The 19,267-nt window shown below is 61.2% G+C and carries 14 protein-coding genes and 1 pseudogene; 11 read left to right on the top strand and 4 right to left on the bottom strand.

Annotation, left to right across the window (positions count from 1 at the left end; translation table 11 throughout):
* Positions 1-216 precede the first annotated feature (216 nt).
* On the top strand, positions 217-1,413 hold the full coding sequence (locus ACYU0X_RS08530) for an IS1249 family transposase (RefSeq protein ID WP_461902717.1): 1,197 nt from the start codon (positions 217-219) through the stop codon (positions 1,411-1,413).
* 55 nt (positions 1,414-1,468) lie between these two features.
* Here ACYU0X_RS08530 and ACYU0X_RS08535 read toward each other — a convergent pair whose 3' ends face one another.
* Complete coding sequence (locus ACYU0X_RS08535) at positions 1,469-2,173, bottom strand: DUF4011 domain-containing protein (RefSeq protein ID WP_461902748.1); 705 nt, start codon at positions 2,171-2,173, stop codon at positions 1,469-1,471.
* A gap of 490 nt (positions 2,174-2,663) precedes the next feature.
* On the opposite strand from ACYU0X_RS08535, the gene ACYU0X_RS08540 reads away from it, so the two are divergent.
* From ACYU0X_RS08540 to ACYU0X_RS08560, 5 genes are read left to right on the top strand one after another with little or no spacing between them, the layout of a single operon-like run.
* Positions 2,664-3,023, top strand: a complete 360-nt coding sequence (locus ACYU0X_RS08540) for a hypothetical protein (protein ID WP_418909262.1) — start codon at positions 2,664-2,666, stop codon at positions 3,021-3,023.
* A 26-nt stretch (positions 3,024-3,049) separates the two neighbouring features.
* Positions 3,050-4,534, top strand: coding sequence for a DUF3375 family protein (locus ACYU0X_RS08545; RefSeq protein ID WP_418909263.1), 1,485 nt, complete (start codon positions 3,050-3,052; stop codon positions 4,532-4,534).
* Positions 4,527-5,264, top strand: coding sequence for a DUF4194 domain-containing protein (locus ACYU0X_RS08550; protein ID WP_418909264.1), 738 nt, complete (start codon positions 4,527-4,529; stop codon positions 5,262-5,264). Before ACYU0X_RS08545 ends, ACYU0X_RS08550 begins: the two co-directional genes overlap by 8 nt.
* The gene (locus ACYU0X_RS08555) at positions 5,261-8,632 is read left to right on the top strand and encodes an ATP-binding protein (protein ID WP_418909265.1); all 3,372 of its coding nucleotides are present in this window, start codon (positions 5,261-5,263) and stop codon (positions 8,630-8,632) included. The genes ACYU0X_RS08550 and ACYU0X_RS08555 overlap by 4 nt, the downstream gene beginning before the upstream one ends.
* A gap of 14 nt (positions 8,633-8,646) precedes the next feature.
* Positions 8,647-9,795, top strand: a complete 1,149-nt coding sequence (locus tag ACYU0X_RS08560) for a Wadjet anti-phage system protein JetD domain-containing protein (RefSeq protein WP_418909266.1) — start codon at positions 8,647-8,649, stop codon at positions 9,793-9,795.
* A 1,287-nt stretch (positions 9,796-11,082) separates the two neighbouring features.
* Here the strand turns inward: ACYU0X_RS08560 and ACYU0X_RS08565 are convergent.
* Both ACYU0X_RS08565 and ACYU0X_RS08570 read right to left on the bottom strand, forming a co-directional pair.
* Complete coding sequence (locus tag ACYU0X_RS08565) at positions 11,083-11,295, bottom strand: hypothetical protein (protein WP_418909267.1); 213 nt, start codon at positions 11,293-11,295, stop codon at positions 11,083-11,085.
* On the bottom strand, positions 11,292-11,456 hold the full coding sequence (locus ACYU0X_RS08570; RefSeq protein ID WP_418909268.1) for a hypothetical protein: 165 nt from the start codon (positions 11,454-11,456) through the stop codon (positions 11,292-11,294). The genes ACYU0X_RS08565 and ACYU0X_RS08570 overlap by 4 nt, the downstream gene beginning before the upstream one ends.
* A gap of 750 nt (positions 11,457-12,206) precedes the next feature.
* On the opposite strand from ACYU0X_RS08570, the gene ACYU0X_RS08575 reads away from it, so the two are divergent.
* From ACYU0X_RS08575 to ACYU0X_RS08595, 5 genes and pseudogenes are all read left to right on the top strand, one after another.
* On the top strand, positions 12,207-13,241 hold the full coding sequence (locus ACYU0X_RS08575; RefSeq protein ID WP_461902749.1) for an alpha-hydroxy acid oxidase: 1,035 nt from the start codon (positions 12,207-12,209) through the stop codon (positions 13,239-13,241).
* 191 nt (positions 13,242-13,432) lie between these two features.
* On the top strand, positions 13,433-14,638 hold the full coding sequence (locus tag ACYU0X_RS08580; RefSeq protein WP_461900383.1) for an IS110 family RNA-guided transposase: 1,206 nt from the start codon (positions 13,433-13,435) through the stop codon (positions 14,636-14,638).
* An 8-nt stretch (positions 14,639-14,646) separates the two neighbouring features.
* Positions 14,647-14,907, top strand: a pseudogene (locus ACYU0X_RS08585) (alpha-hydroxy-acid oxidizing protein); the annotation flags it as partial.
* Positions 14,908-15,083: 176 nt separating this feature from the next.
* A complete protein-coding gene (locus ACYU0X_RS08590) occupies positions 15,084-15,341 on the top strand; it encodes a type B 50S ribosomal protein L31 (RefSeq protein WP_309407240.1) in 258 nt (85 codons plus the stop codon).
* Positions 15,342-15,442: 101 nt separating this feature from the next.
* Complete coding sequence (locus ACYU0X_RS08595) at positions 15,443-16,498, top strand: lipoyl protein ligase domain-containing protein (protein ID WP_461902750.1); 1,056 nt, start codon at positions 15,443-15,445, stop codon at positions 16,496-16,498.
* Between the two features lie 74 nt (positions 16,499-16,572).
* Here ACYU0X_RS08595 and pepN read toward each other — a convergent pair whose 3' ends face one another.
* Entirely contained in the window at positions 16,573-19,227 is a 2,655-nt protein-coding gene (pepN, locus tag ACYU0X_RS08600; protein WP_461902751.1) for an aminopeptidase N, read from the bottom strand.
* Positions 19,228-19,267: the final 40 nt, after the last annotated feature.

Below are 19,267 nucleotides of genomic sequence, written 5' to 3' on the forward strand. Positions count from 1 at the left end.
CTCCTCTGGAGGTGCCAGTCTGTCGATGTCTGTGGGGTCGATCGGGTCGAATTGGAACTCCGGTGACTGCTGGGTCGGGTCGGAAGTCGCGATTGCCTGGACAATAGGGTGTTCGAGAATCCTCGCCTCATTGTCTAGAAGATCGGGCTATAGGCAATAAGTGGTGTCCTGGAACTTGATTCTGCCCCGGAATCCCGGGGCAGAATCAAGTTCCGCATGGGCATTGTTCCCATAGGCGTGACCCCTACAAGACAAAACACCCACCTATGCAGTATCTGCCATAGCCCTCTAAAGAAAAACGGGAAACGCAACGGCAAGCAACGCTGGCGATGCATCACCTGCAACGCCTCCACAACCCGAGCACGTCCAGACACCACCGCACGCAACGTCCTAGCCGGCTTCGTCAGCTGGCTGACCAGCAAACAGTCCCAAGCAGAATTCGCCGGAGGAACCGGACGCACCTTCCGCCAGCAAACCCAGTGGTGCTGGAACGTGCACCCATTTTTGCACCACACCGGCGAAGTCTTTGCCGAGATCCAGATCGACGGCATTTACCTCCGTCCAGGATGGTGTCTATTGATCGCCATCGCCCACGGCAAGGTCATTGGATGGCAGTGGTGCGATCAGGAAAAATCAGCGGCGTGGCTGGAACTGCTCAAGCACTTCCCCGAGCCCAGAGTCGTTGTCACCGACGGCGGCTCGGGACTGCTCAAAGCACTGAAGTCCCTCTGGCCGAAGGTGAGGATCCAACGCTGCCTAGTGCATCTGCAACGCAACGTACGCACGCACCTGAGCATGAGACCGCGAACTGAACCTGGCAAGTCACTACGGCGCTTGAGCCTGAGGCTCACAAAGATCAAGACCCGGGCTGCAGCCGCTGAATGGAGTGCCGCGTTCGCGTCCTGGCAGGCCTGCTACCAGCACCTGCTGGAGGAAAAAACATACGCGAAAGACTGGGCCGGCCCATTGCCCAAAAGCGTCAAGTCCACACGACCGTGGTGGTACACGCATGAGCGGCTACGTAGCGCCTACCGCAGCATGGCCACACCGCTCAAGCGCGGCCATGTGTTCACCTACCTGGACGAGGACTTGGACGGGTTGGGCGTCAACGCGACGACGAACATGATTGAAGGAGGGATCAATTCCGGGATCCGGGCGCTGATTTCGCATCACCGCGGGATGCCCATCGAGCATCGCCGGCGGGCTTGTGAATGGTTCTGCTGGAGCCGAGCTGAGCCGGTGTCAAGAGCGAACTTGCCGGCCTTGATCCGGGCCTCGGGAAAGCTGGTCTTGGAACGAGAAGCCAAGATGAAGCCGGTTGACCAACAGGTTGGTCCAGCGCTTTATGACACGCACACGACAGCTGAGGATGGCTTGTATTCCCGGTCTGGCTGGGGCGGGCGCAGCCGTTAGGAACCGTGGTTTCACGAAGGTCTGGCCCGGGTAACACGCCCGGGCCAGACACCATTTATTGCCTATAACCCAGAAGATCCTTGAACATTGACTCCTTCGCGAACGAGAACGTCGCCAAGTAGGTGGTGTTACGCAGGCTCCAACCGGTGAAGGTCTTGTTCTTTTCTAACACTCCCCGGATCGCTGCGAGCGTCTGGGAAACCGAGAACCCCTCAATGTCCTCGGCGGATGGCAAGTCGATTCCGAATTCTCTGAGGCGGAGAGTCAACGCCGGGTTAAGTACGGGTTCGTCCTCGCCCTCGGTGATCCGAGGCGTTCCCTTCGGACCCTGGGGTCGGAGCTGGACGGGCACTAACAGGATTGGTGAGACCATTGGCGTGTCGTCGACGTCCCGCCAGTCGAGTAGACCGAATGCTATATACAACACGGAGAGACCCCGGTCGAGAAATTCTGCCGAAGCCTTGCGCATAAGGTTGCGGACGACCGGACCGACCTCATTGTCAGGCCGGGGGGAGTGGAAGAACTTGCCCGTCTGGACTGGCTGGGGTGCGTCCGGATCGTCCGGATTAACTTCGCCACGAAATGCGTGGGTCTTGCCTGACTGAAGGAGCGTCAAGACGTCGTCCGGCGGCGGGGCGTCGATTAGAAGCGATGAAGCCTTCGGGGCACGGAATTTTATAAGTGCGCTCTGTCGGGTCAATCCAACTAGCCCGTCACGCCATACTTTGAGCGCCGTCTGGTGCTTCCCCCACTGAGTCATTGTTCCTCTTCTCGACCTTTCCCCGCTGATAATTTGCACAAAAGGCGGGGAACAGAATGCATAAATCGGCGCCATCTTGTCCAAGAAGATTAAGTCGTCAAGCGCGCAAAATATACCCCTCAGGACCGACAATTTTTCTAAATCGCTGTGTGGATTGCCGCATCGGGTAATTATGCATCCGAAACAAGGCCTTGCCATTCGTGACCAGCAGTGCAGCAGGAGGTTTGTCCGACGAAGTAGCCCCGAAACCGCGCAATGTAGGGGCAAGGTGTCACTTATCTGGGGATGATGCCGTCGGTACAACAAATCACACACGTGCGCTGAGACAGCCCTTCGTGGCGGCCCGGCTGTGCTCACGCCCCGGTTGACGTGCGAGCGTGCACAATTGGAGTGTCTATGGCTCGCGTTGGGTTTCTTTCAACGGTGAGTGAGCATTGATAGTAGTCACAGAGGCACGTAACATCATTTCTAAAGTTACTAGGGAGGTATTATGTCCGACCGTGGCGTTGTCTTAAGCTCCGAGGACAATGCTGGTCGTGCAACCGAGGAACTTGTAGACGAAGGCAAAAACGGTACGGCATGCGCCGTTGCGTTCAGGGCATTGGTGGTAGGCGCTACCCGAATCTGGTACGAGCGGGCAGCGGAGCTGGAGGGTACGCTAGGCCTCACGCACTATGCGCAGGCGCGCTTCGAGAAGATCTGGCGCGCGGCATACGTTTCCGTCCGTAAGGACTTCGACGAGGTGCGGGCGGCCTGGGCCAGCCGGTACGAGACCGCTCAGAAAGATGTCGCCGCCCTAGTCAAAAGCGTCGCCGAGCAGGACTCAGCACGCGCGAAGGCAAAGGGCTAAAGACTCGACTGAGTTTTGGGGTGAGCATGGTCAACGACATCAAGGCCGAGTACGTCCGCATTGAGTCCGCTCTGGCCTCGCCGACGCTACGGCTACTAGATCGTAAGTCCGCGGCCGTCGCTATACCCATCTTCGCCGCGGCGTTCCCCGACGACGGGAAGCCGGTGTCCGTCGAGAGGTTCCATAATCGTGTCGAGGCGCTGCTGGCCGAGTTGCGGACGGCAGGCTACGAAGTGCCACCAGGTGACGGGAAGTCTCTGGCCATGCGGTGGGTGCGCGAGCGGTGGCTGTACCGCGATCCTGGCCGGGGCGAGGAGACCTATCAGCTCACCGGTGACGCCCGGGCTGCGATGGAGTACGTAGCGCGGACGGCACGGACGCAGTTAAACGTTTCCGCTTCCCGTATCGAAACGATGCGCCGGGTCATTTCTGAGGCGGCCTTGGCCGCGAACCCAGACCGCGAGGAGCGAAAGCGTCGGCTTAGCGAGGAGATCGCGGTCTTGCAGGCCGAGCTGGACCGTCTCGAGGCTGGCGGCGAACTGCCGCAGGCGACGGAAGACGAGCTGCTCGAGCAGTTCGCGAACGTGTTGCGAGAGATCGACGGTCTACCCTCGGACTTTCGTCGCGTTGAGGAGGCCGTGCGGGACATACACAAGGTCATTACCCGCCGCTTCCGCGAGGAAGAGCACCCAGTAGGCCGGGTACTCGACTACTACCTCGACCAAGCGAGGAACCTCCTGCGGTCGACACCAGAGGGGCGCGCCTTCGCTGGAGCTCAGGACCTATTACGCAACCGGGACGTGCTCGCCCAGCTGCGCGCCGACCTCGAGTGCATCCTCGCTCATGAGTGGGCCGGGGGACTCCTGCCGGAGGAGCAGCGCCAGCTCCGCTCGGCCGTTGACGTGATCCGACGTGGCCGCGACAGCGTGCTCGATCGTCGGCAGCGGCTCTCGGCCACCCTACGCGAGCACATCGAGAATTACGACCACATCAAGAACCGCGAGCTTGACCGGGCGCTCATGGAGATCGACCGCGAGATGCGAATCTGGATGCAGTCTGCACGCCCGCGCGACCACGTTGACGTTGAAATTATGCCTCAGGACCTCGCCCTCGACGGCCTTAAGCTACGCGTCTTCGACCCGGAGAGCGAGCGTGCGCCTGAGCCGCTCGAGGATGTGTCGGCTGATGCCCCGCCTGCACGCTCGCTCGTAGAGATCCGGGCGATGGGTGGGCCGTCTCTACACCGCCTCCAGGAGGAGATCGAGGCGCGACTGACGTCCGGGAAGACGACAACTGCGGCTGCGCTATTCGCGGACCTACCCGAGGATCTCCGTCGTCCGGTCGAGGTGTTCGGGGTGTTGCATCTGCTCGTGCGAATCGACGCGCCAATCGACCTGAAAAACCGTGAACTGGTCACTACCACCCGGCCCGACGGCAGCGAACTACGCCTGCTCGTCCCGACCGTGAAGGTGTGTGGGACCTTCGAGACCACAGAGGAAGCCCATGACTGACCTGTTTTACGACGAGAACCGTGTTTCGGAAACCGAGACCCCAGATCCCGAGGAGGGCTTGTCACTGGGATTGTTCGAGGGCGACACTGGCACGCTCTTCCCCGAGCAACGAAGATGCCTGCACGCACTGCTCAAGCACCGTTACATATCGGCAGAGCAGTATCCCGAGCAGTGGGAGACTCTGCTTAAGGACGAGACGGGCATCATCAAGAGTCGCCTCAACGACCTGTACTTGGATCTGGAGATCGAGTGGGAGCAACGGATCGCCTTCAAGCGCCGGGCGATCAGCGAGACCGGGGATTCTCTGCCTTCGCTACTACGCGAGGCCTCCCACACGAAGGAGGAGACGATCGTGATGATGACGCTGAGGCAGCGGTACTTCGCGCAGCGTCAGGAAGGCGACGAGGCGGTGTTCGTCGACCGTGAAGGGATGCTCGAGGAGATTAGGGAGCGCTGGCCCGAGCATCTGACAAACCGAGCCGCCGCCCTCAAGAAGGCGGGCACAAGCATCGACGGCCTTATCCGGGCGGGAGTGCTCCTCAGGACCACTGACGAGAATCGGTTCCGGATCTCGCCGATCATCGAGGTCTTGCTGCCGGTCGAGAAGCTGCACGAGCTGCTGGCTTGGCTCATGAATCAGAACGGGACCGCTCCTCAGGAGCGGGACGAGCCCGAGGACGAGCTCGACCTCGAGGGTCTCAACACCGTTCAGCAGGAGGACGAGGGATGACCGCAGAGCAGACTTCCCTTCCGATCGCGAAGACCGAGCACGATCGTGCTCAGTGGCGGCTAGAGACCATGCAACTGGTCAACTGGGGAGGCTTCCAAAGTCATCACACCGTGCGCATCGCGCCGGGTTCCACGTTGTTGTCCGGCGCATCGGGCACGGGCAAGTCGACGCTACTCGACGCATGGATCGCACTTATGATGCCATCCAACGTCGACTTTAATGGGGCTTCGAACGACACCGGCGGCGGACGGGCCCGTTCCGGTGAGAAGCGGAACCTGCTCAGCTACCTGCGCGGCAAGAGAGATACGAAGAGCGACGGTTCCGGCAGTACGCACGAGCTTCTCCTTCGCGGACGCGAAGGCCAACCTGTTTGGGGTGCGATTGCCTGCACGTTCGTAAATGACAACGGCCGCAAGTACACCGTCCTGCGTGCCTTTTTCGTCCGGGCCGGGGCGACCGCCAACAGCGACGTGACGACTACATTCGCAGCGATGGAGGGCTTCGTTGACCTCCACAGGCTCATCCCGTTGGCAGCGTCGCGATTCGACAAGCGCGCACTACGCAGCGCAGTGCCGGGGCTCGTTATCTTTCACAGCTTCCGGGAGTTCGAGGAGAACATGCACACCCGGCTGGGCATCGGAGGCGGTGACGGCGGCCGGAAGGCGATGCGGTTGCTCGCTCAGGTGCAGGCAGGGATGCAGATCAGCAGGGTTGACGACCTCTACAAGAGCATGGTCCTCGAGAAGCCGATCACCTACCTGGCCGCTGACGATGCTCTGGCGCACTTCGCTGACCTCAAAGCTTCCTACGTGAAGATGCTCGATGAGGCGAACAAAGAGAAAGCCCTCCGGCGGCTGCCAAACCTGCAGAACGATCTGTCGAGGGCACAGGCACATGCCGACCTCATCGGCGGGATGGGTGTCGACCGGGACGGGCCGACGCCTTTCCAGCTATGGCGGCTGCGAACCGAGCGCGGGCTGCTCGACACGGCCGTGGAGGTCAACCGGAGCGAACACGCACAGATGACGACGACGTACGACCGGGCCCGGAAGGACGAGACGGAACATGAGAGCCGTCTTGCCGAGATTGCCGAGGAGAAGCGCGCCCACGGCGGAGACCTGATCGAGGAACGCCGTCGGCGGATCACCGACCTTGAGAATAGCCGCGATGACGTCTACCGGGCGAACCTCAAGTTCCAGACACGGACCGAAGCCATCGGTCTGGCCGTGCCCGAGTCCGCCGATCAGTTCGCCGGGGCCCAGGCAGAGGCGAAGGACTTCCTCGCGGCGTTCGCTGAACGCGAACTCTCCCTCCAGAACGAGGCAGCGACGATCCAGGAAGAGGAACTCGCACCACTTACCGCCGCGCAGCGCGACCTGTTCGAAGAGAAGCTCTCGCTTCAGGGACGGAGCGGAGCCGTCCCTCGCAGGTTGCATGAGGCTCGGATGCGGATGGCCGAGGCAGCCGGTCTCGACCCTAGCGAAGACCTGCCCTTCGTCGCCGAGCTCATCGATGTCCTGCCCGACGAGGAGCACTGGCGCAAAGCCGTCGAGAACACGCTCGGCGGCATCGCACGGACCGTTTTGGTTGACCGACGCACGCGCGATCGGCTTTCCGCGGCGATTGACGGCGTCACGATCCGTCCGCGTATCCGTTTTCAGGCGGTCACGCTTGCCGCGCACGAGGAGTGGCGTGGAGATCCCGACCATGTCTCAGGCAAACTCGCGTTCAAGGACTCTCCCTTCTCTGGCTGGGTACAGGACAGGGTGAGTGCGGACGGCACCGACCATCTCTGCGTGCCCAACGCGACCTCCCTAGGTGGTCGTGGGCCTCGTGTCACTCCGGCGGGCCAGACTCGAGACGGCGACCGCGGGGCGCACGGCGAGTCCGGTGACGGATATATCATTGGCTTCTCAAACGAGCGCCGTCTAGCCGCCATTGACGCGAAGCTAACCGAGCTCGAACCACGCGTCGGCGCGGTCAGGGACCGCATCACCGGGATGCAGAAATGCTTGACTGAGCTGCGCGATCAGAAGGACGCCTACGTCTATGTCCAAGACACCGAATGGGCGACGATCGACCATCTTGGCATCGACCGTCGTATCAACGGACTAAGGAACGAGATTCATCGGCTCCGCGCGACTAACGAGGTCCTCGACTTGCTCGAGAAAGAGGAGGAGAAGATCCGGCCTCTCCATGACAAGGCGAACAATGATCGTGTTCTGGCCCAGCACCGCCTGAAGGGTCTTGAGAAGGAACACGGGGACCTTGTGGACGCCCAGGACTCCGTGCAGGACGCGATCGATGCGATCGAGACCCGGCAGGAAACGGTCGTGAGCGAGGAACAACAGCACCGCCTTGATGGGCTCTACACGAGCATCTGGCGGACCTCGGACCGTAACGCTTTCGGCCGGTGTATCGCGGCGATGCGGAAGCAATTGCTGGACGAAGCCGCCGCCTCGATGAAGACTATCCAGAGCACGCAGCAGGCCATGGAGGACATGTTCACGCAATACAAGGCCCGCTGGACCGAGAACAACCTCGGCACTTCTGTGGAGTCCGCCGGCGAGTACCGCGAAATCCTAGAACGCATCCGTTCCGAGGGGCTCCACGAGCGCCGTGAGCAGTGGCGTCGCGAGTTCACCGCCTGGTCAAGCGACGATCTGTTGCGGCTCAGCGAGGCCTTCGAGATCGCTCTAGAGGATATCGAGGAGCGGCTCCGCCCGGTCAATCGGATCCTTGAGGACCTACCTTTCGGCGGCAAGGGCCACTTGCAGATCAACCTGCGGAGATTGCCTGCGGAGAATGTCAGCAGGTTCCGTCGGGAGCTGCGTCAGCTGTCCTCGAGGCTCGCCGAGGAACTCACCGAGGCGCAGATCGCGAGCCGATTCCAGCGGCTCAGCGCGTTCATGGAACAAATCGCCGTCACGGCGGGATCCACGGTCGAGCGTGATCGTTACCTCGACGTGCGCCAGCACGTCGTCGTCACTGCCCGGTGCATCGACGAGCACGGCACCGAGCTTGCCTCCTACGACCACATTGCCGGCAAGTCTGGAGGCGAGATGCAGGAGCTCGTCGCCTTCATCGTCGGCTCGGCCCTCCGGTACCAGCTCGGGGACGAGGACCGGTCTCGCCCCCGCTTTGCGCCGGTCTTCCTCGACGAGGCGTTCATCAAGGCAGATGGCGAGTTCGCGGGCCGCGCAGTCGCGGCCTGGCAAAACCTTGGGTTCCAGCTCGTCGTCGGTGCTCCCTTCGACAAGGTTACCTCGCTGGAGCAGCCCATGGAGCTGCGCCTCGAGGTCGCGAAGAACTCCCGTGGACACTCTTTCGTGCTTGAGTTGCTTGATGCCGATCAGGGCACCGCATGAAGGATCCGAGGACGGTGACTGCGGACATCGAGCGCCGTATGAAGACCCGTTGGCACGAGCACCTGACTGGCGTATCTGAGGTGTTCCCGCACGCTTTCCCGCTCGGACGCCCCACGACAGCCGAGCTCAGGGCGGACTATGCCACCATCCACGCCGGTACCCTCGAGTGGCGGGACTGGGCTCGCCATCATGGCGTCGAGCTCGTCTACGAAAACCGAGTTGCTAAGGGGGGCAGCACCCAAGTGATCCCTACCCATGTGAAAGTGCCAGGCATCGACCGGGCAGCAGCGATCGTGGGCGGGGACTGGCCCGACCGTCTCGCACGCGGCCGAGAGCGGTTCGCCGTGCTGGGTAGAAGGTATCCCCACGTGAACGCGATCGACCGGGTACTGCGGCACCTTGACCGGTACTCGAACCTCGATTTCACCCTGCTCACCACGGTCGCCGATTGGTTCCTGGCTGATCCCTCGCGCTCGGCGCTTGGCGTGACGCCCCGTCAAGTACCGGTCCCAGGCGTCCACGCGAAGTGGCTGCAGAGCCATTTTGCCGGCGTCCAAGCGCTGACTGGACTCGACGACCTAGGCATCCTGCCCGCGCACCCACCGCGCATTCACTTCACCTATCTCGACCCGGACCACCGGGCCTCGGGAGCACGTGTCCACGACTCAGCCACTGTTGGCGACGCGTTCGAACCTGTCTACATGCCTAAGATTGTCATCATTTCGGAGAACAAAGACACGGCAATTCACTTCCCGCCGCTGGCAGGAGGCATTGCGGTCGAAGGAGTTGGCAAGGGAGGCAAGACCCCTGCTGCCTTTCCATGGATCCGGAGGGCGCCCATCCTCGTGTACTGGGGCGATATTGACCGTGACGGTTACGAGATCCTCGATGGTTACCGCCGGGACTTCAGCCGAGACATCGCATCCATTCTGATGGACCCCAATACCTACGAAACATACGAACAGTTTGGGACCGATCTCGACCCCTACGGACGCTCACTCCCTGTCGGGAACTCGAAATCAGTTGATCTCCTCCACGCCGATGAGCGTTCGGTGTACACACGTTTGCTCGACAAGAACCACTCAGGCCACCGTCGCATCGAGCAGGAGCGGATACCCCTTGACCGAGCACTTGAGGCCGTGATTGAGCTTGGCACAGATTGATGCGACGTAGCCATCGTGACGAGAAGTTCCCTCGGCCGTCGCATCCACGGCCTGTCGTGCTTTGAGTCATCCACGCCTCAGCTGCCTGCGGCGACGATATTTCGTTGTCAGCACCTTCGCCTCAGTACATCAGGACACGCCGACGGCGGCAGGGAGCCTTGTTGATGCCGTTTTTCACGCATCGTCTCGATAAAGTTGTCGTTCATCGAGCTTGGCCGCCCGGTGCGGTCGCCACGCATACGTCCCCGTCATAGTCCGCAGTAGATCGCGGCGCGCCGGACCGCGGTACGGAAATTTTCTAGCTTCCTGAACACACGATCAAGTTTCATTGAGGGGCGCGACTGGCATGCCTGGTAAAGGTCCGAACATGGACATTGCGTTCGAACTGCCTCGCCAGCACAATGTACGTCCGCACACTGCCGCGTTAGAGAGCATTGAGACGTTCGATCTGGAGTTCGTCACCACCATCTGGCCAAACGGACGCGTCCAGCAGTATCGGATGATACTCGATGAGCATGCGTCGGGTGGCGGCCCTTCGAAGACCTTGGAGAAGGGAGGTACTTGCGCTACGAGTTGTAGTGCCACCTCCCTGTGTCTTATTAGCTCGCACTAGGCCGATTCGTGCCACCGCCCTCAACCTAACCAATTCGCCGAGAGGGTCCGCGTGCGTGCTTGTCTTCTCGTTGTCTAAGGCTAAGTTGATCCGCCACTTTGGAGCGCCTAGTGGACCTGGCCCACAACGGGACGGAGCCTGCTTTGTCGGGAGTCGCGCGGCTGACCCAGAAAGACGAAGATACTGCGGTAGTAGTCATGGGGTGCCCGTAGGTAGTCAGTACACCGAACGCCTAGGGTGCAATCCTGTGTTCGGACACCGAACCCGGCTTGGTCCGGTCCTGTTGATGCTCATGCGCGTTGATCCCCGGCATCTGTACAATGCGCGGCTCCCCGTGAGAACCGTCTTCGATCTGCCGTGAGTGTGCCTCGAGTGAGATCCCGTAGCGGCGTGCGTTCCGCAGCCTCGCCTTGACGCCATTGCGCGGCCAGATCCAAATCGCGGAGGGGCAGGGTGGCGATGATTCTGGACAACGAGTAGCACGGGATGCGTGATCGGTACCGTGATGATTCCGATGCACCGAGAGGTGTTTTCACTCAATGTGGGCGCTGCCAGCGCCATCGCTTATTGGTATTTGTGATCCGGTCCTTGCTGAAGCCCGGTGCGCAGAAGGACATTTCTGATATCGACATCGCGACACGATGCTAGTGCCTTGACCTCGTCGGAGAGGTTGCTCACCCGAGTTTCTCGCTGGCAATCTCATGGTGTGTTCCGTCGAGACTGATGGCGTCGAACCCGTCGGCGTGGAGCCGGGCCGGGTCGTTGAGTTCGCCAGACTGAAGGTGAAGCTCGCCCTGCTGATCGAGCAGGCCCTGCCCTTCCTCATCCCAATCGATATTATCGAAAAGCTCGAGCTCGATTTCGAAGCAGCTCTCGGCGTCGATCACCAGTGGATGCTCGGCAGTCCGCCTGTCGAGTGCGCCTGGATCGAAAGTATCCACGAACATGGCGTCGTACCCGCGGCATCCTCATCAAAAATCGAGAGAGTTTCGCCGGTGTCGATGGTGCGAGCCAAGACCAGCGCGGGGGACTGGTCGCCGATGTTCATGTCTCGTCAGATGGTTCCGCAGTAGCTAATGCGGAAGAGGCGTCCACCAGTGGCCGAATGCAACTGAATACGTCGGCCAAAGTCGGGCACGCGAGTGGTCGCATTGCCTTTCCGATACGAGGGAACGGCGGCGTCCATGTCCTGAGATTAACATCTGGCCCTTTCGCAAGCTCGCCGGGCGATGACTGTCCCGTGGCTTGGTGGCTTGAGGCTGGCCGAAGGCCCTATTTTGGCGTACGGCACATTTAGTGGGCCGAAGGCGTCAGGCAACTGATGCCTCGCTCGCGCGTGACGGAGTCGGACATATGCTCCATTCCCGCATGTGGCGTTTTGGGAACTCGGCGAACATGCCAACAACCGGTTAGATTTCTTCTTGCCCGTCTGAGTCAAGTGAGTCGACGTAGCCGGTTGTCCGGGCATAGGTAGGCCTGAAGTTACTCTGGTCCTGACTTTTCTGTCAGGCCCTCGGTCCTGAGCAGCGTTCCAACCAAAGCGGAGCCAGCGTGGTCGTTACCGTCCGCGAACGGCTGAAGCTTATCCATGGTCGCAAGCCCTCTTCTCACGACAAGGTTCGGTAGCATCGGAAGCATGCGGCCATCTGACTTGTGTTAGGCCGGTAGCGATCCGACGCAACGAGTGGTATGCGGTTTTGGGCGGATTAGTCCACGGGCCAAATTCGTGAGGCTTTGGCATGCCGACCTCACCGGAAGCACGTGTTGGTCGCGAGCGACTAAGAAATAAGGAGCGTGCATGTCTCACCTCAAGCGCCAGATGCCGGATGTACCCGAGTTGTTGAAACTCATGAGGTTCAAGACACCGTCCCTGAACCGACGTTCGGCACGGCTGGCTGCGGCCGCCGATCTGTGGGATTTGCGGAGCATTGCCAAGCGGCGCACGCCCAAGGCCGCCTTTGACTATGTGGACGGGGCTGCAGGCCGGGAAATCACGGCGCAGCGAGCGCGGCAGGTCTTCGACGCAGTGGAATTAATTCCCCGGATTCTGCACGGGACAGCCCATTCGGATATGTCCACGAGCATTGCCGGCGTGCGCAGCAACCTACCTTTTGGAATCGCCCCGACGGGATTCACCCGTTTCATGCATTCGGAGGGTGAGATTGGCGGCGTGCGTGCCGCGCAGCGGGCTGGGATTCCCTTCAGTCTGTCGACCATGGGAACGCGTTCCGTCGAGGAGGTCGCCGAGGCTGCTCCACAGGGCCACAAGTGGTTTCAGCTTTATCTCTGGAAGGACCGCGCCAAGTCCAAGGCATTGCTCGAACGGGCGGCCACGGCCGGATACACGAATCTTCTGGTTACCGTCGATACGCCTGTGGCGGGCCAGCGTCTGCGCGATACCCGTAACGGGATGAAGATCCCACCCGAACTGACGTTGAAGACCCTGCTTGACGCCTCATATCGTCCGGAATGGTGGTACAACTTCCTCACCACAGATTCATTGAAGTTCGCTTCACTCTCGGACTCCGCGGCGGACCTTCCGACCATCATCAATTCCATGTTCGATTCGTCACTGGATTTCGAGGACCTGCGCTGGATTCGGGAGCTATGGGACGGGCCGCTGTTCGTCAAGGGAGTGCTCACCGCCGAAGACGCGGCTAAATCGCAGGCCGCCGGCGCCAACGGTCTGGTGGTGTCCAACCATGGCGGTCGTCAACTGGATCGCGCACCGGTGGCCTTCGAAGCCCTGAGTGAGGTTCGTGCCGAAGTTGGTCAAGACATGGAGATCATTACCTTTCTTGTATGTGGATTAGGAGCGCTGGTAAGTTCCTGAACACTCCGGGGATGCTGGGTATGGCTTTCATGTGCCACCCGCCAAGTGCATGGGCAAGGATGATTGGCCGCCCAGCATCCCGCAACGGCTCGACCGCTGATTGAGAGATGCGAACCAATCGCTGTGTAATGACATGACGGCGCGGCTGTTGATCACGGAGTGACCCACCGGGCAACGGAAGGACACTAATCATGCCGCGACTGTGGGCCGGTATCGATGCCGGCAAGACCAATCACCACCTCGTAGCTATCGACACCGAGGGCAAACGCCTGATCTCGAAGAAATTCAGCAACGATGAAACCCTCATCCTCGAGATCATCGCAGAAGTCAATGAACTGGCCGACGGCGACGCGGTCACCTGGGCCACCGACCTGAACCGCGGCGGTGCTGCCTTGCTGATCGCGTTGATGCACGCTCATGACCAAACCCTGCTCTATATCCCGGGACGCACCGTGTTCAACGCGGCCCGCACGTACCGGGGTGATGGGAAAACCGACGCGAAAGACGCCGGAATTATCGCCGACCAAGCCCGCATGCGCCGGGATCTGACCCCGGTACGGCTGAGCGATGACATCGCCACGGATCTGCGCTTGTTGACCGCGCACCGCACCGATCTGGTCACCGACCGTACCCGGGCGATCAACAGGATGCGAGCCACGTTGTTGGAGTTCTTCCCCGGTTTGGAGCGGGCTTTTGACTACGCTAAATCCAAGGCTGCACTGACGCTGTTGACGGGCTACCAGACCCCGGAGGCGATCCGCCGACTTGGTGAGAAACGCTTGACGACGTGGCTGCGCAACCAGGGGGCGCGTAGCGCAGCCAACACGGCCGAACGTGCGGTGGCGGCGGCGAAGATGCAGCATACTACGGTGCCCGGCCAGGAGGCCGGGGCGAAGATCGTGTCCCGGCTGGCCACAGAGATCCTGCGCCTGCATGAGGACATCGATGATCTGGATCGGCAGATCGAAACCCGGTTCAGGCAGCATACCGATGCGGAGGTCCTGCTCTCGATGCCTGGGTTCGGGCCTCTGCTGGCCTCCGAGTTCCTCGCGGCCGTCGGGGGCTCGATCACCCAGTTCGATAGCGCGGATCGCCTGGCCGGTGTGGCCGGCCTGGCCCCGGCCCCGAGGGACTCGGGCCGGATCAGCGGCAATCACCACAGGCCGAAGCGTTATGACCGCAGGCTGCTGCGCGCCTGCTTCCTCGCTGCCCAAGTCGCGGCAAAGTGTTGCCCGATCTCCAAGGCGTACTACGAACGCAAACGCGCTTCGGGAAAGAACCACAAGCAGGCGGTTCTCGCACTGGCCCGCAGACGTCTGAACGTGCTCTGGGCGATGCTGCGTGACCATACTGTGTTCGGTCATGGCCTGGCCTCAACTACGGCGTCTGCCGCTTGACAACTTCATTGAGATTCATCCTAGATTCGGGCATCATGTCGGGAGCCGATATTGTTGCTGCGCTCTGTGCTGGCGCTGACTTCGTGCTCATCGGCCGCGCCTACCTGTATGGCCTCATGGCCGGCGGCGAAGAAGGGGTGAGTCGTGCCATTGAACTTCTGGCGAAGGAGATCGAGGTCACCATGCAACTAATGGGGGCCGCGCGCATCGAGGATCTCACCGGGGATTTGATCCGCCGGCGCGCGGATGGGGAGCGGGTTTCGATCTAATTGGCCAGCCTACGACCACGTCCTTGGGGGCGGGTCCGGTTCGCTGAAGCGGGCGCAATGCGATAGCATGGAATGTCTGTGTCGCCCGCGGGAAACCTTTGTGCGCCACGGCAACATTTTCCGAGTACGCGGCCACTGGCAAAATCCAGGGGCCTGACACCTAAGGACATAAGGCTATGAAGGCTGATATCCACCCGAATTACGACTTCGTCGTTTTCAATGACCTCGCATCCGGCGAGAAGATCCTGACCCGTTCGACCGCTACCAGCGACAAGACCATCGAGTGGGAGGACGGCAACACCTACCCGGTGATCGACGTCGAAATCTCGGCCGCATCGCACCCGTTCTACACCGGTAAGCAGCGCATCATGGACACCGCCGGTCGTGTCGAGCGCTTCAACGCCCGCTTCAAGGGCTTCGGCGGCAAGAAGTAGTCTTCTCGTCCCCACAAGTTGTACCGCCATTGGCGCGTCCCGTTCGCGGGGCGCGCCAATGGCATTTTAATGCGCGTCTCGGGCCGGACTAGGATAGAGGTATGCAGCATCACGGTGAATACAAGGTCGTTGGCGGCAAGCTGGTGGTCGTGGATCTGGTCTCCGAACAGGGAATCATTACCCATGCATCCGTTAACGGGGACTTCTTCCTAGAGCCCGATGAGGCGCTGGACGATCTGAACCGGGCACTGGTGGGACTGCCCACCTCGGCTACACACAGCGCCATTCGGGAGGCAGTGACCTCCGGCCTGCGTGAAGGGGCGGTGATGTTCGGGTTCGATGCCGAGGCCATCGCCCGAGTAACCCGCCGGGCCCTAGGGCATGCGACAAGCTGGACCGACCACGACTGGGAGGTTCTGCCCCCGCAGATCATTCCGGTTGCCGAACAACCAGCGCTCGATGAGATTCTCACCCGGCAGGTCGCGGCCGGAAAACGTAAGCCCACGCTGCGCTTTTGGGACTGGGACCAGTCCGCGGTCATCATCGGCTCCTTCCAGTCGCTGGCCAACGAGGTCGACATGGAACAAGCCAATGCGCATGGGCTACGCGTACTGCGGCGCATTTCCGGCGGCGGGGCCATGTTTATGGAAGCCGGTAACTGCATCACCTATGCGTTGTATACGCCGGATTCTTTGGTCGACGGCATGAGCTTTGCCGATTCCTATCCGTACCTTGACGCTTGGGTGATGCAAGCCTTGGCCGAATTGGGCATCAGCGCGCATTACAAGCCGCTCAACGATATCGCCACCGACGCAGGGAAGATCGGTGGGGCGGCACAGAAACGATTGGCTAACGGTGGGCTTTTGCATCACGTGACGATGAGCTACGACATCGACGCCCAGAAGATGTCCCAGGTTCTGCGCATCGGTCGGGAGAAGCTATCCGATAAGGGCATTGCCTCGGCGGTTAAGCGGGTGGATCCGCTGAAATCCCAGACTCAGCGCAGTCGCAGCGAAATTATCGACACCATGGTGCGCACCTTCATAGAGCGCACCGGAGCCACCGTGGCCACCCTCGACGAGGCGACCCGGCAGGAAGCCCGTGAACTGGCGGCCAGCAAATTCCTCACCGAACAGTGGACCGCCCGGGTGCCCTAACCCGGCGGTAGTTACACGTGCGGGCCTTGACCGAAGTTTTCGGTCAAGGCCCGCACTTGTACTTAATGGGTGAGCTAACCCTTGAGCGCCACGCGTGCCGAGAGTTCTTGGGCGCGCAGACGGCGCAGCAACCCGTCGCGTTCCTCCAACAGAATCCGAACCAGGGCCTTCGGGGCCTGTGGGTGTGCCTCAAGCCAGGCATTGAGAGCAATGACCGAAGGATCCAATTCCACCGGCGTCTGCAGTTGCTGATACCGCGGGAACAGCCCGCGAATCACGCGGGTGGCAAATTCCATGCTCATCGAGTCGAACACCTGCGCAATAGACTGCCAGTAGGTCGTCTCAAAGGGAGCGAGCAATTCGGCCGAACCCATGGAAAATCCCTCGGCAATGGCCGAGAGCGCATCGTTGGAGAGCGGACCGGAAGCGTCTGCGGCCTCGAGTACCTGATGGAAGGCAACGGACTTCACCTCAGGTTCTGGCCGTGCGGCCAGTGCGGTGCGCAGCGAATTTTCCGCCACGGCGCTGGGCTTTGCGGCCAAATCCGCGCGCATGCGTTCCTCGGCTGCCGCGTCCAAGCGGCCCGAGGCTGCCAAAGCTTGCCAGCACAGCCAGCGCAACTGCTCATCAACGTCGAGCCCGAAGCGGTTCGAAGAGTCTGTCATTAGTTCCTCGATGACTTCCGTGGCCACCGCGCCGCGGGCCAGGCGTGCCAGCGTGCGTGCGGTCAGAATCTGCTGGTCACCGTTGGCCTCGAAGCGGGTCAGCCAGGTGGTGAGCACCGCGGCGGCCTCATCGCAGGCTGCCTCGCGGTGCTCGGCGGCCAAATACTGGTTGAGGGAGGCCAGCAGCTGGTCGAGCAAGAAGCCGAATACTCCGGCGTCCCCGATCCGATCGCCATGGCGCAAGATGGCCTCAAGGTAGCGATCGGCGCTGAGCCGGGCCCCGCGAACCGCATCCCAGAGCGAAGCCCAGCAGGTGGCTCGCGGCAGCGAATCGGTGAGCTGGCCAAGATGCTCCAAGAGTGTCGCCAGCGACCGGTCATCAAAGTCGATCAGTGCGTAGGTTTCATCCCCGTCGTTGGGCAATACCAGATCTGGAGCGGGTTGCCCGATGAGGAAATCCAGCTCAACGTGCTCGCCGACAAGCTCCACACGATGGCTGGTGGTACGTTCCAGGGCACCTTCGCGCAGGTTGTAGCTACCGACGCTCAACACATGCGGGCGCACAATTGGCTCGCCGGTCAACGGGTCGGTGCCCTCCTGAACCAGGCGCGCCTCGCTGACGATTCCGTCGTCCGTGGTGCGAAGCTCTACGCGCAGTCTCGGTACCCCGGAGGTCATCAGCCACGCTTGAGCCCAAGCGCGCATGTCGCGTCCGCTGGCCTCTTCCAGTGCGATCAGGAAGTCATCCAGCGTGGTGTTGGAAAAGGCATGGGCCACAAAGTAAGCCCGGGCGGCCTCACGGAAAGCGTCCTGGCCCACGTAGGCCGCGAGCTGCTTGAGCACGCTGGCGCCCTTGGCGTAGGTGATCCCGTCGAAATTTTGATCCGCGGCTTGCAGATCCACAATGTCCGCCACGATTGGGTGCGTGGTGGGCATCTGGTCGGCCACATAGGCCCAGGCTTTTCGACGGGCGGCGAAGGTGGTCCATGCAGTGCTGAAGGCGGTGCCTTCGTCGACGGCCAGCGTGCCGATGTAATCCGCAAAGGATTCTTTCAGCCACAGATCATCCCACCACTTCATGGTGACGAGGTCGCCGAACCACATGTGCGCCATCTCGTGCATGATCGTATTGGCGCGTTGTTCATGCTGCGCCTCGGTGGCCGCCGAGGTGAACACGTAGCGTTCGGTGAAGGTCACCAGCCCCGGGTTTTCCATCGCGCCGAGGTTATATTCGGGGACGAAGGCCGAGTCGTACTTACCCCACGGGTAGGGGTAATCGAATAGTTCGTGGAAGTAGCGTAGCCCCTGTTTAGTCAGCTCGAGAATCTGTTCGCCGTCGAAATCATCGGCGAGCGAGGCGCGGCAGGTCGCGGCCAGTTCGATGCGCAGTGGCTCATCCTGACCCGCTAATTGTTGCTCGTGCACGTCGCGGACCACATGGTACGGGCCGGCCAGCACGGCGGTAATGTAGCTGGAAATCGGGGGAGTCGGTGCGCAACGCACGGTCTTGGTGCCGTCCTCGTGCACCTCGGTATCGACCACCGGTTGGTTACTGGCCAGATGCCAGTCGGCGGGTCCGCGTAGCGTGAAGCTGTACGAGCCTTTAATGTCGGGCTGTTCAAAGCAGGCAAAGACGCGTCGCGCTTCCGAGGGCTCGAACTGGGTGTAAAGGTACGTTTGGGCATCGCTGGGGTCTACGAATCGGTGCAGTCCCTCACCGGAGCGGGAGTACAGTGCCCGGCCGTGAATGCGCACGGTATTGCGGCCTAGGTTCAGGCCGGTGAGGTAGATCCGGGCGTCGAGGACCGCGTCGGCGACATTCACCGGCTCGTCGTTGAGCCAGATGGAGTCGACGGATTCGTGGATGAAGTCGATGAAGGTTTCGGTGCTTGCACTGTCGAATTCGAGCACCGATTCGCTGGCGAAGCTCGTTGCCTCGCGCTCGGCGGCGTTGCTGACATCGAGGGTGACCTGGATGCTCTGCAGGGTGACCTGGGCCGCGCGCCAGGCGGCCTCGTCGCGGGTCAGGTTCTCGTTAGGGCTGTAGCGTTCAAGTGTGTCCACCCTTACAGCTTAGCTGTGAAATGGTTCTTTGACAGTTTGT

It is taken from the genome of Glutamicibacter sp. X7 (assembly GCF_054889245.1).